14 protein-coding genes and 1 tRNA gene are annotated in these 12569 nt (G+C 71.4%); 13 read left to right on the forward strand and 2 right to left on the reverse strand.

Annotated features, from left to right (window positions below; all coding sequences use genetic code 11):
• Positions 1-16 precede the first annotated feature (16 nt).
• Both FB554_RS12610 and FB554_RS12615 read right to left on the reverse strand, forming a co-directional pair.
• Positions 17-709: an SDR family NAD(P)-dependent oxidoreductase gene (locus FB554_RS12610; RefSeq protein WP_142006589.1), complete on the reverse strand. Its 693-nt coding sequence runs from the start codon at positions 707-709 to the stop codon at positions 17-19.
• The gene (locus tag FB554_RS12615) at positions 706-2832 is read right to left on the reverse strand and encodes a DUF6421 family protein (RefSeq protein ID WP_142006591.1); all 2127 of its coding nucleotides are present in this window, start codon (positions 2830-2832) and stop codon (positions 706-708) included. Before FB554_RS12615 ends, FB554_RS12610 begins: the two co-directional genes overlap by 4 nt.
• A 145-nt stretch (positions 2833-2977) precedes the next feature.
• On the opposite strand from FB554_RS12615, the gene FB554_RS12620 reads away from it, so the two are divergent.
• The 13 genes from FB554_RS12620 to FB554_RS12685 all read left to right on the forward strand — a co-directional run bounded on the left by FB554_RS12620 (position 2978) and on the right by FB554_RS12685 (position 12477).
• Complete coding sequence (locus FB554_RS12620; protein WP_142006593.1) at positions 2978-4108, forward strand: acyl-CoA dehydrogenase family protein; 1131 nt, start codon at positions 2978-2980, stop codon at positions 4106-4108.
• Between the two features lie 11 nt (positions 4109-4119).
• Positions 4120-4884, forward strand: coding sequence for a 3-hydroxyacyl-CoA dehydrogenase (locus FB554_RS12625; protein WP_142006595.1), 765 nt, complete (start codon positions 4120-4122; stop codon positions 4882-4884).
• 73 nt (positions 4885-4957) lie between these two features.
• Positions 4958-5647, forward strand: a complete 690-nt coding sequence (locus FB554_RS12630; RefSeq protein ID WP_142006597.1) for a helix-turn-helix domain-containing protein — start codon at positions 4958-4960, stop codon at positions 5645-5647.
• 27 nt (positions 5648-5674) lie between these two features.
• A tRNA-Thr gene (locus FB554_RS12635) sits at positions 5675-5750 on the forward strand.
• 151 nt (positions 5751-5901) lie between these two features.
• Positions 5902-7068, forward strand: a complete 1167-nt coding sequence (locus FB554_RS12640; protein WP_142006599.1) for a tyrosine-type recombinase/integrase — start codon at positions 5902-5904, stop codon at positions 7066-7068.
• A gap of 458 nt (positions 7069-7526) precedes the next feature.
• The gene (locus FB554_RS12650) at positions 7527-7769 is read left to right on the forward strand and encodes a hypothetical protein (protein WP_170206876.1); all 243 of its coding nucleotides are present in this window, start codon (positions 7527-7529) and stop codon (positions 7767-7769) included.
• Positions 7769-8110, forward strand: coding sequence for a hypothetical protein (locus FB554_RS12655; RefSeq protein ID WP_142006606.1), 342 nt, complete (start codon positions 7769-7771; stop codon positions 8108-8110). Before FB554_RS12650 ends, FB554_RS12655 begins: the two co-directional genes overlap by 1 nt.
• Positions 8107-8466, forward strand: a complete 360-nt coding sequence (locus FB554_RS12660) for a hypothetical protein (protein WP_142006608.1) — start codon at positions 8107-8109, stop codon at positions 8464-8466. Before FB554_RS12655 ends, FB554_RS12660 begins: the two co-directional genes overlap by 4 nt.
• A complete protein-coding gene (locus FB554_RS12665; protein ID WP_142006610.1) occupies positions 8463-9872 on the forward strand; it encodes a DNA primase family protein in 1410 nt (469 codons plus the stop codon). Before FB554_RS12660 ends, FB554_RS12665 begins: the two co-directional genes overlap by 4 nt.
• A 273-nt stretch (positions 9873-10145) precedes the next feature.
• Positions 10146-10583 (forward strand): hypothetical protein, encoded by a 438-nt coding sequence (locus FB554_RS12670; RefSeq protein WP_142006612.1) that lies wholly within the window; start codon positions 10146-10148, stop codon positions 10581-10583.
• On the forward strand, positions 10580-11128 hold the full coding sequence (locus FB554_RS12675) for a hypothetical protein (protein ID WP_142006614.1): 549 nt from the start codon (positions 10580-10582) through the stop codon (positions 11126-11128). The genes FB554_RS12670 and FB554_RS12675 overlap by 4 nt, the downstream gene beginning before the upstream one ends.
• Before the next feature lie 159 nt (positions 11129-11287).
• Positions 11288-12184 (forward strand): phage major capsid protein, encoded by an 897-nt coding sequence (locus FB554_RS12680; protein ID WP_211344599.1) that lies wholly within the window; start codon positions 11288-11290, stop codon positions 12182-12184.
• On the forward strand, positions 12181-12477 hold the full coding sequence (locus tag FB554_RS12685; RefSeq protein WP_142006616.1) for a hypothetical protein: 297 nt from the start codon (positions 12181-12183) through the stop codon (positions 12475-12477). The genes FB554_RS12680 and FB554_RS12685 overlap by 4 nt, the downstream gene beginning before the upstream one ends.
• The last annotated feature ends 92 nt before the right edge of the window (positions 12478-12569 follow it).

Here is a 12569-nt window from a genome sequence, read left to right on the forward strand (position 1 = left end):
TCAGCGACGGGGGAGGTCAGCCGGGCAGGGCCGAGAAGGTGCCGCCGTTGATCTGCGCTGCCGGCTCCTCGAACTGGTCGACCACGACGTCGGCGAGCAGCGCGACAGGCGTGTAGCCGGTGAACTTCGCCTCCGGCTTGTCCTCGCGCATCTGCGGCGTCAGCAGCGCCTTGATGCGCAGCACCACCGCGGCCGCCTCGGTCTCGCGGAAGGAGTGCGCCAGCGCCTGCATCCAGGCCTCGGCACCCGCCTTGGCCGTGAGGTAGAACGCGTTCCCGGCGGTCGGGCGGTCGAGCGCCGTGGTCGACACGATGACCACCCGCCCGATCGGCGACGCCGCGATCGGGTCGTGCAGCGCGCGCGTGGCGTGCTGCAGCGTGACGACGAGGTTGTCGTGCAGCCATCGGTAGTCGGCGAGGTCGGCCTCGACGATGCCCTTGCCGCCCCGCCAGCCGCCGACCAGGTGCACCAGCCCGTCGACCCGTCCGTGCTCGGCCAGCAGCTGCCGACCGAACGCCTCGGTCGCCTCGGCGTCGAGCAGGTCGACCACAGCCGGTACGACCCGCTCACCGGCGAGGGCGTCGAGGCTCGCGCGGTCGCGCCCGACCGCGACGACCGTGGCGCCGGCGTCGACCAGCCGCTCGATCACCGGCGGACCGGCCGCGCCGGTCGCGCCGGTGACCACGACGACGGCGTCGCGCAGGCTCACGCGGCCACCCGGGTGTCCGCGCTGGTGGCGGTGATGCCCGAGGTCGAGGCGATGGTGTCGCCGAGCTTCTTGCGCAGCGCCTCGTAGAAGACGTTGAGCGGGAACTCGTCGGGCTGCACCAGGTCGGTCAGGCCCTTGGGCGGGCCGTCCAGCGGCAGCGCGGCAGCACCCTTGGCCCAGGTCGAGGCCGGGTGCGGCGCGACGTAGGTGGTGACGAACTCGTACGACGCCAGCCAGTGCCCGACGCGCGACCGGTCGATGCCGGAGCGGTATAGCTTCTCGACGTCGTCGCACAGCGCGACCACGACCTCGGGCACCCGTCGCCAGTCGAACGACAGCTGGTTGTCGGTCCAGCGCAGCGCGTCCTGGCTGTGCAGGTAGGCGAACAGCAGCTGCCCGCCGAGGCCGTCGTAGTTGCGCACCCGCTCACCGGTGATCGGGAAGCGGAACAGCCGGTCGAAGAGGATGGCGTACTGCACGAGCTTGGCGTACGGCTGCCCCTGCTTCTCCAGCTCGACGGCCTGCCGGAAGGTGTTCAGGTCGCAGCGCAGCTCCTCGAGGGCGTACATCCAGAACGGCATCCGCTGCTTGATCATGAACGGGTCGAACGGCAGGTCGCCGTGGCTGTGCGTGCGGTCGTGGATCAGGTCCCACATCGCGAAGGTCGACTGCGCGAGGTCCTGCGAGCGCACGAGCCGCTCGGCGTCGGGCGGCAGCTGCAGCCCGAGCAGCGACGAGGCCTCGGAGACGACGCGGCGGAAGCGGGCGCCCTCCCGGTCGCAGAAGATCGCGCCCCAGCTGAACTTCGGAACCTCCCGCACCGCAACGGTTTCGGGGAACAGCACGGCCGAGTTGGTGTCGTAGCCGGGGGTGAAGTCGATGAAGTTCACCGCGAGGAACATCTTGTTGTCGTACGTCTGCTCCACCTCGGCGAGCCAGTCCGGCCACTGCACGGACACCAGCAGTGCCTCGAAGACCCGGTCGGGGTTGCCGTTCTGGGTGTACATCGGGAAGACCACCAGGTGCTCGATGCCGTCCTCGCGCGAGAGGTCGGGGCGGAACGCCATGAGCGAGTCGAGGAAGTCGGGCTTGGCGAAGCCGGACCCGACCCAGCGGTCGAGGTCGCCGGGGAGGGCCGCGAGGTAGTCGGCGTCGTGCGGGAATCGCGGTGCCAGCGCAGCGATCTCGCGCTTCATGGTGTCGACGAGCTCGCGGGCACGGTCGAGGTCGTGCTGCTCGCCGTCGATCGAGCCGTCCTTGCTCTGCGTGGCGCGCAGCTCGACGACCGCGGCCTTGAGGCGCTGCCACTCGGGCAGGTCGACGGTGCCGGAACCGCTCACCGCGGTGAGGGTCGCGGCGCGGTTGCCGCCGCTCGCCCAGGTGACCACGTTGCTGACGAAGCGCGCGTTGTCGAGCTCGTCGATCGAGTCGTCGCCCGCGAGGTCGGAGTCGGCGAGCACGACCACGCGGCCGGCGTCGACCGGGAGCGCGACGGCGACCGGCTGTCGCGCGGGGTCGGCGGTGGCGCTGGTGCGCTGCAGCACGAGAGCCTGCGGAGCCTCGCTGGTGTCGATGGTGCCGGCGCGGTAGAACGCGACCTCGTCGACGCCGGCCAGCAGACCCTGACCGGCCCCCTCGCCGGCCTCGGCCAGCACCCAGGTCGCGTTGCCCTGGTGCCGGCGGCCGCCCTCGGCCGACTCGTGCACGAGGGTGCTGCGCAGCCCCAGGCCGAACCGCGCGAGGAGCTCGTTGACGTTGTTGCCGTAGGTGTCCTGGTCGCACTCGCCGAGCACCACCAGGCCGCCGCCGGACCGGACGAACTGCTCGACCGCGTCGAGCTCGGCGCCGGTCAGCACCGGAGGCAGGTCGCCGACGACGCGCTCCGAGCGCGCCTCGGCCGGGTGCGCGACGACCAGCACGTCGGCGCCCTCGAGCGCGTCGGCGGTGAGCTCCCCCTGCTCGTGGCCCACGACCTGCAGACCGGTGCCCTGCAGCACCTCGGCGGCGCGGGCCAGGCTCGCGTCGGCCGGGTTGGCGGGGTTCATCCGCGCCGCCACCTCACGGCTCAGCGACCACGCACTGCTGTGGGCCTGGTCGACCAGGATCTTCGGGAAGACGCTCATGACAACCCCTCTCACGGTGAAGAATCTTTCGCGCTGACCACGGTAGGCGACAGATTCTCCATCCGTCCACCGGGGTGGGGGCGGGTGCGTCCGGCGCTCACCCCCGGCGTGATCCAGGTCACCGTCGCCCGGTTAACCTGCGCCCATGCCCGTGCAGCGACTGTTGCCGACAACGGAGTCGGCAGACCTCATCGAGCTGACGCGTGACGTCTGTCGCCGCAGCCTGGCCCCCGTGGTCGACGAGACCGAGCGCAAGGGCGAGATGCCGCGCGAGACCTATCGCACGCTGGGGCAGGCCGGCCTGCTGTCGCTCCCCTACCCCGAGGACCTCGGCGGGGGCGGCCAGCCGCAGGAGGTCTATCTGCAGGTGATCGAGGAGATCGCCTCGACCTGGATGTCCGTCGCCGTCGGCGCGTCGGTGCACAGCCTCAGCTGCTACCCCATCGCCACCATGGGCAGCCGCGAGCAGCAGGAGACCTTCCTGCCCGACATGCTGAGCGGCGAAAAGCTCGGCGCCTACTGCCTTTCCGAGCCCCAGGCCGGGTCCGACGTCTCCGCGATCTCGACCCGCGCCCGGCGCGACGACGACGGCGGCTGGGTGCTGCGCGGGCGCAAGGCGTGGATCTCCAACGCCGGCCACGCCGACTTCTACACGGTGTTCGCGCGCACCGGCGACGACCCGACGAAGGGCCTGTCCTGCTTCCTCGTCCCGCCGGACGACCTCACGTTCGCCGAGCCCGAGAAGAAGATGGGGCTCGCGAGCGACCCGGTGCGCGAGGTGATCCTCGACAACGTGCGGGTCGGCCCCGACCGCCTCGTCGGCGAGGAGGGCATGGGCATGAAGCTGGCGCTCACCGCCCTCGACTCCGGACGCCTCGGAATCGCCGCCGCCGCAACGGGACTCGGCCAGGCAGCACTCGACCTGGCGATCGCGTACGCCCGCGAGCGCAAGCAGTTCGGTCGCAACCAGGGGCTCGCGTTCCTGCTCGCCGACATGGAGACCGCCGTCAGCTCGGGGCGCACCGCCTACCTGCACGCCGCGCGGCTGCGCGACGCCGGCATGCCGTTCACCAAGGAGGCCGCGGTCGCCAAGCTGACCGCCACCGACGCGGCGATGCGGGTCACGACCGACGCGGTGCAGGTGCTGGGCGGCGCGGGCTACACCCAGGACTTCCCGGCCGAGCGGTTCTTCCGCGACGCCAAGGTCACCCAGATCTTCGAAGGCACCAACCAGATCCAGCGGCTGGTCATCTCGCGCCAGCTGCTCACTGCCTGAAAGGGATTCACGTGCAGATCGACGACAAGACCGTTGCCCTCGTCACCGGCGGAGGCTCCGGCCTCGGCGAGGCGACCGCCCGCCGGCTCCACGCCGACGGCGCGGCCGTGGTGCTGGCCGACCTCGAGGGTTCGCGCGGCGCCGACCTGGCCGCCGAGCTCGGCGAGCGGGCCACGTTCGTCGCCACCGACGTGCGCGACGAGCAGCAGGTGCAGGCCGCGATCGACGCGGCGAAGGAGCTCGGCGAGCTGCGCGTGGTCGTCAACTGCGCGGGCGTCGGCACCCCCGGGCGGATCATCAGCAAGCGCGGGGTGCACAGCCTCGAGGACTACCGCACGGTCATCGAGATCAACCTGATCGGCACGTTCAACGTGCTGCGCCTGTCGGCCGAGGCGATGCTCGGCAACGAGCCGGTCGACGGCGACCGGGGCGTCGTCGTGATGACCGCGTCGGTCGCCGCGTTCGACGGACAGATCGGCCAGGCGGCGTACGCCTCGTCCAAGGGCGGCATCGTCGGACTCACCCTCACCAGCGCACGAGACCTGGCGGACAAGGGGATTCGCGTCATGACGATCGCGCCCGGCACGTTCGAGACGCCGATGCTCGCGGGGCTGCCGAACGACGTGAAGTCGGTGCTCGAGGCGCAGGTGCCGCACCCGTCGCGGCTGGGCCGGCCGGCGGAGTACGCCGCGCTCGTCGCCCACATCGTCGACAACCCGATGCTCAACGGCGAGGTGATCCGGCTCGACGGCGCGCTGCGCATGCCGCCGCGCTGATCGGATCCGGGCGGAACGAACCCCGGGCCGGGTGACGTCGTAGCCGCGAGACCTCGAAGGAGCGTTCGCGACCATGACGATGACTCAGCTTTCACCCCGGACCGACCTGGATCTGCAACGGCGCGGCAGCGCGCTGCGCGAGGAGATGCTCGCCGTGGCGCTCGCCCCGAGCGACCCGCGGTTGCGCCTGGTCGCGGTCGGGCGCCACGCGATCGACGAGCAGGTCGATCGGATCGAGTCGATGGCCCGCGCCAGCGTGACGCGGATGCAGACCGGCTGGCGGCTGCCCGGCCCGTGCCCCGAGACGGTGCGGCCCGTGCGGCTCAGCGTGATGGTCCCCGAGCAGGCCGTGGCCCGCTGCCCGCTGCTCGCCTGCCCCGGCACCGGCGTGCGCGTCGCGCCCGTGGCGATGGACCTCACCCTAGTCGACGACCACGTCGCGATGATCGCCGGACCGGTCACGCGGCGGCACGAACCGACGCTGTACGCCTCGACCAACCACGAGCTGCTGCTGCCGCTGCGCGAGCTGCGCGACGACCTGCTCGAGGTCAGCGAGCCCGCCGAGGACGCGCCCGACGTTCCGACCTCGCGCCAGCTCGAGGTCGCCCGGTCGCTCGCCCGCGGCGACAAGGACGTCACGACCGCGCGCCGGCTGGGGACGTCAGTGCGCACCGTCGAGCGGGAGGTCTCGGCGATCCTCGCGCTCGTCGGCGCGGGCAACCGCCGCGAGGCGACAATGATCCTCAACGGGGCCGCGAGGTAGCCTTGACCGGCCCGTCCCCCGGGCCGCGCCGGTGTAGCTCAGTTGGTAGAGCGCCTCTCTTGTAAAGAGGATGTCGCGGGTTCGACTCCTGTCACCGGCTCCATTGCAGGAACCGCGGAATCGCGAGCCTCGCGGCACTCAGCCCCGGAATACCGCGAGAGTACCCCGTCCAATGAGTGGTCACAAGCGGACATGCATAGACTCTCGTATTGCACGCAGCGCGCACGTCAGATCGCACGACTACGGGAGGACTCATGGCGGGGAAGAAGGGCAAGCGCGGCTGGGGGGCGCTGCGCAAGCTGCCCTCGGGCCGTTACCAGGCGGCCTACACCGGCCCGGACGCCCGGCGACACACCGCGCCGAGGACCTTCGAGACGAAGGGCGACGCCGAGGAGTGGCTGAACCAAGAGCGTCGCCGCTGCGCCGACCCCGACACCTGGTCGTCGCCTGCCGACCGCGAGAACAAGCGCAAGGGCGGCGTGACGCTGGCCGAGTACGCGCCCGGAGCGATCGCTCGGCGCCGCAAACGGGGTCAGCCTCTCTCTCCCAGGACGATCGAGCACTATCGACAGCTGCTCGACCGCGTGATCCTGCCCGGCCTGGGCGCGCTGCCGGTGGACAAGATCACCGAGACCGACGTGTCGGGCTGGTACGACGCGCTGGACCCGACGAAGCCGACGCAGCGAGCCCACGCGTACGCGCTGCTCAAGCAGACCATCGATCAGCACATCCGCGAGAATCGCGCAGCGGACCGCGGTGCGCCGCGCGCGAACCCTTGCACCATCGACGGCGCCGCGACGACCGGCAGAGGCAAGCGGGACGTCGACGTGCCCGACGTGCAGGAGGTCGCCGCGCTGACCGAGGCGATGCCCGATCGGCTCCGCGCACTGGTGCTGTTGTGCGCATGGGCGGGGCTCCGCTTCGGCGAGGTGACCGAGCTTCGCAGGCGAGACCTGCGCCTCAAACAAGGTGTCGTCCGAGTTGAGCGTGCGGTGACCTGGGTCGGCAACCAGCCACAGGTCAAGCCTCCGAAGTCCGACGCTGGCATACGCGACGTAGCCCTCCCCCCGCACATCGTTGATGCGGTGAAAACCCATCTGGCACAGCATGTTCCGAGCCACCCTGACGCCCTGGTCTTCCCCGCTACCGCCGGCGGGGACGACCACTGGCAGCACGGGCCCTTCTATCGGGTCTTCATGGTCGCTCGCGACGCCGCGGGCCGGCCGGACCTTCGTCTGCACGACCTTCGGCACTTCTCGGCGGTCCGAGCCGCGGGCGCTGACGCGACCGTGGCCGAGCTGATGGCTCGCCTCGGTCACAGCACCCCGGGAGCGGCGATGCGATATCAGCACCGAGCCAAGGGCCGCGACGCGCAGATCGCGGCGACCATGAGTCAGCGCGCGCTGGAAGCCACCGAGTGACGACACGCCGAGCCCGCGTGTGCTTGCTCGCTGTGACCACTCGTGCTCATACTTGTCCCGACGCACGGGCCCTGCAGGCAGACCGACACGGTCGCGGCAGCGCGCGTACAGGCTCAGGGGTGAGCCAGCAGACCGGCATGGTCGCGCCCCCGCCCGACATGGGCAGTCCCTTCCGCTTTCCGGCGGCATGGTCTGTTCCGGCCGTCGGGTTCTCCACAGGAGAGACCTTTGCGCTCCAATCGCCGGTTCGCCAGTGTCGCGACCGCAGCCCAGATATACGACCTGTCCCCCAAGACCATTCGTCGACGGATCGCTGACGGCACCCTCACCGGGTACCGCCTTGGCCCGCGCGTCCTGCGCGTCGACCTCGACGAGCTAGACCGAGCCCTGCGCCCCATCCCCACCGGCGGTGACGCCGCATGAGGCCCGCCGTCACCCCGGGCGGATCGCCCGGGGTCATGAACTCGACCCTGCCCACGCACCGCACGTACGTCGAGCACGTCCGCGGCCGGCTGCCCGGCTTGTCCGGCAAGCAGGCGCGTCGGTTGGTCGCTGACTACCTCTCGCGTGCTGAGCGGCCGAATCCTGTTGCGGCTGTTGCGTACTGCCGCGATGCGTTCGGCCCGTCGTGGCACATGCTGCATGGGTTCGACCCGACGGCGCAGACCGCGGTGCGCAACGTGATGGGCGGTGGTGCCTGATGCACCGGGCGAACGCGAGCCGCCCCGCGGAGGCGAACCACGAGGCGGCAGAGCACGTTTCAGCAGGCGACTTCAACGGCGCTTCAACTATCGCACGGACCACCGACGACCGCGACGATCGCCGCGCGGGAGTGATCCAACTCTCTCGACGTCGAGACTTCTACGTCAGGGTCTACTCGGTCCGCCGTGACGGGATCGTGGCCGTCCAGGTGTTCGCCGACCTCCGCTCGGCCGAGCGGAAGGTCGACCGCGTGCGAGCAGCCGGTCTGGCCTGCCGCATGGAGCTGATTCGCGTCGTGGCCGTGCAGCCGCTCGACCCCGAGGGCGGTGATCTGCGATGAGCGCAGCCCTGAACGTCCAGATGGACAATGACGCGCCGGTCGACCTCATCAGCAGAACTGCTGATGAGCAGCGGCTGGTTGACCTGGCCTCGCTCTCCGAGGATGCCTGGCGGCTCTGGCTCGACGGCTACGGCTCCGGCTACCGGGCCGGCCTCGAGCGTGGCCGCCAGCTGCAGGACGACGAGCTGGGCGCGCTGCAGCGGGCCGCAGCGGCGGTCGTCCACCGGGCTGCTGGGCTGCCGGACCTCGGCCACGACCTCAGTGTCGAGGGCGCCGCGCGGCGCGAGGCCGCGAGCATCGCCGCGTTCCGTGCCGACCACGCGCGTCGTCGCGGGCAGGCGGGTGATCGCGCATGAGCGCGTTGGAGTCGGTGAGCGCCGACGAGTTCGACGAGTACGGGCGCCGGGTGTCCGGCTCCGGTGAGCAGCACAGCGGCCAGGTCCGGCTCGCCTACCGGCTCGCTCGCAGCCACGTCGACCGACTGCTGTTCGTCCGCGGCATCGGCTGGCATCACTACGACGGGACTCGCTGGGCGGAGGACGACCGCGGGCATGCCGAGCGTGCCGTGCTGAACGTGCTCAGCGACGCGCTCGCGGAGTCGGTGACCGACAAGGTGCTGCGCGCCGACGTCGCCAAGTGCGAGTCCGACAGCGGCATCCAGGGCGTCCTCGGTGTCGCGTCCCGGCTGGTGGAGTTCGCGGCCACGGTCGCAGACCTGGACGCCGACCCGGCGCTGCTCAACTGTGCCAACGGCACGCTGGACCTGCGCACGATGGAGCTGCGCGCGCACGACCCGGCCGACCGGATCACGAAGGTCACCAAAGCCGCGTACGACCCGGCCGCCGACCCGCGGGTCTGGGCCGAGTTCCTGGCCAGCGTGCTGCCGGACGAGCCCGAGCGCGGCTACCTGCAGCGCGTCGTCGGGCAAGCCCTGCACGGGCGCGTCACCGAGCACCTGCTGCCGGTGCTGATCGGGTCCGGCGCCAACGGTAAGTCGACCCTCTACGGCGCCGTGCTGGCCGCGTTGGGCGACTACGGCACCGTGATCGACCCGGCCTTGCTGATGTCGCACGACCGGGGCCGCGGCAGCGGCGGGCCGGAGCTGATGCAGCTGCTCGGCGCCCGGCTGGTCGTCGGCTCCGAGACCGAGGAAGGCCGCAAGCTCGACGAGCCCACGATGAAGCGCCTCACCGGCGGCGACCGGCTCACCGCGCGACGGCTGTACCGAGACCCGGTGGTCTGGACGCCCAGCCACTCGCTGGTCTACGTCACGAACAGCCTGCCAGTGGTGCGCGGCAACGACCCGGCTGTCTGGCGGCGAGTGCGCGTGGTGCCGTTCGAGGTGGTCGTGCCGCCCGAGCAGCGTGACGTCGACCTGCCCGAGCGGCTGCTGCTGCACGCCGACGCGGTGCTGGCGTGGGCGGTCGCCGGGTACGCCGACTGGCGGGCCGGGGGGATGCAGGAGCCGCCCACGGTGCTGCGCGCGACCGATGCCTACCAGGCCGAGTCCGATGCCGTGCGCCGCTTCGTCGCCGAGGGCTGTCACGTCGCGGTCACCGCGGCCGCGACCACCCGAGAGCTGTACGCGGCCTGGCAACGCTGGGCGGTCGCGGACGGGGCCGAGGCGCTGACCGAGAAGGCCTTCGGCAAGGAGCTGGACCGGCTCGGCCACCCTGCTCGGAGGACCAAACGAGGGGCCACCAGAAGCGGTCTGATGCCGCTGTCGGACGGCCTCGACGGTGCTGGGGGTGACGCATGGTGACGGTTCCCCGCATCTTTTCCTATACCCCCTCGCGTAGAGAAGTTGAGGGAAAGGGTCACCACCCGTCACCCAAGCCTCTGACCTGCGGAAACGCCGAACCGGGGCGGCCCCGCTGCCTCGGTTGCGGACGGCAGGAGGCAGCAGCGTGAAGCACAAGCACCGGTGCATCACCCGCACCGTCGAGACCACCCCATCCCGGGCAGTCCCGGGCTGGTTCATCCACACCTGCCTCGGCTGCGGAGCCGTGGCGATCACTACCGAAAGGAACCTCTGATGTTGAGCTCTGAAGGCGTGGAGCGCACCTCGCTGGCGATGGTGCACACCTTCCTGGACGGGGCCGAGGAGCCCTGGCCGTTCGCACTACCCGACGCGACCGATGCCAACCTCGTCGCCCGCACCCTGGCCGGCATGGCCGCCAACCTGTACGGCCGCGCAGACGACTCGCCCGAGACGCTGCTGGGCTCCCAGCTCGCGGCGCTCGCCATGGTCGACGCCTACCGCCGCCGGGACGCCAAGGCCATCACCGGGCTCATGCCGCACTCGCGCACGGAGGCGCACCAGGTGCTGTCGTCCCTGGCCGGGCTGGCCTGCGACTTCCTCCTGCGCGCCTACCCCAGCGACGAGGAGCGAACCGTCGCGATCGAGCAGTGGCGCGAGCGGCTGCTCACCTACGGCGCCCGCTACGACGACACCGAAGGAGACGACCAGTGACCGACCAGACCGCCACCGAGACCGACACGACCGAGGCCGTGGAGCTGCCGACCCCGCACCCCCCTGCCGCCACGGAAGACGTCAATGGGCAAGTGCCCAATGAGACGCCTGAGGCCGAGCCCGGCGACGAGTCCGACCCGGCCGCCAAGGCGCGCGGGGAGGCCGCGAAGTACCGCACCCGACTCCGGGAGGCCGAGACCGAGCGCGACGCGCTCGCGTCCCGGGTCGCGACCCTGCAGCGGGCCGAGGTAGCCCGCCTGGCCGGCGAGAAGCTGGCGCAGGGCAGCGACGTGTTCGACGTGGGCCGCACCGAACTGGCCGACGTGCTCGACGCCGACGGCAACGTCGACCCGGCGCTGGTCGGCGAGCGCGTGACTGAGCTGCTGGCGTCCCGACCCGGCCTCGCGGCACCGGTCACGACCTGGCCCGACGTGGGCCAGGGGAAGCCACCGGCGCCGCCGGCACCCGCGCGCTCGACCTGGGCCGAAGCACTGTCGCGCTCGCCGTTGGCGGTCGAGGCCTCCTACGACCAGCAGCGCGACTGACGCGAACGGAGGGCGCCCGGTCCGGTATGCTCAAGTCAGCTTGAGGTTCCGGGCCGGGTTGCCCACCCCACCAAGCCGATTCGCTCCAGGTGAGCACCGTCGCAGGCCAGCGGCCCTGCGAGGCAACCACATTCACGCCTCTCACCAAGGAGCATCCCCATGGCATCGACCATGACCACCACCAACGCCAGCGCGATCCTGCTGCCCGAGCAGGTCGGCGACCTGCTGATCCAGCCCACCCTCGCGGGCTCGGTCGCCGCGCAGGTCTCGACCGTGATCCCCACCTCCTCCAAGGAGTTCCGCGTCCCCGTCGTCGCCCGCGACCCGAGCGCCGCCTGGGTCGCCGAGGGCGAGGAGATCCCGGTCAGTGACGCCGCGCTCGGTGAGGCCTCCGCGACCATGGCCAAGCTCGCCGGCCTGAGCATCATCAGCAACGAGCTGCGCGACGACTCCTCGCCGGAGGCGACTGCGGCCGTCGGGGCCGGCCTCGCGCGCGACCTGTCCCGCAAGCTCGACCAGGCCTTCTTCGGGGCGCTCGCCGCACCGGCACCCGCCGGACTGGCCTCGCTCGATCGGGTCGGCCGGGTCCCGGTCGCCGAGACCACCCTGGGCAACACCGACGCCTTCGTCGGCGCCATGGCCGGCGCCGAGAGCCAGGGCACCTTCATCACCCGGTTCGTGTGCTCGCCGAACACCATGCTGAACCTGGCGATGGTGAAGAAGGCCGAGGGCAGCAACGAGCCCCTGCTGCAGAACGACCCCACCAAACCAGCGCAGCGGCTCGTCGCCGGCGTACCGATCCTGACCAGCACGGCCGTGGATGACCAGACGATCTGGGGCCTCCCCTCCGATCGGGTCTACCTCGTCGTGCGGGAGGACGCCGAGGTCGAGGTCGACGGCTCGGTGTTCTTCACCTCCGACCGATCGGCGATCCGGGCCAAGATGCGCGTCGGGTTCTGCTTCCCGCACGAGGCCGCGATCATCAAGATCGAGCTCGGCGGCGACCCCGAGGCCGCGCTGCGGGCCGCAACAGTCGAGGAGGACCCGACCGCGTGACCTGCCCCAGCTGCGGAGGCAGCCAGCTCGCCGGACACCCGGCGGGCTGGCTGGCCATCCAGCACCGCGTCACCTGTCCGCTCTACACGGCCGAGGACGCGACCAGGAACAGCGACCACGAGCTGATGGTCTGGGGCCGCAGGGACAGGCCCGCCACCGACACCGAACGGCTGCTGCTCACGGCACTCGGCCACGTCCTCCCGGCGGAGCTGACCACCGTGGTCAGCGGACGCGGCGGCGGCTACCGGCGCACCTGGCCCCAGCTCGAGCCAGAGCCGGAACCGGCCGCCTGATCCTCCCCACCCGGGAACGTCGTCAAAGCCGAGCGTGCGTGACGCGGCCAAGGGCCGAGAGCCGGTTTCGATTCCTTTCCGGTGCAGACCGA

The sequence above is a fragment of the Barrientosiimonas humi genome (assembly GCF_006716095.1).
GTDB classification, from domain to species: Bacteria; Actinomycetota; Actinomycetes; order Actinomycetales; family Dermatophilaceae; genus Barrientosiimonas; species Barrientosiimonas humi.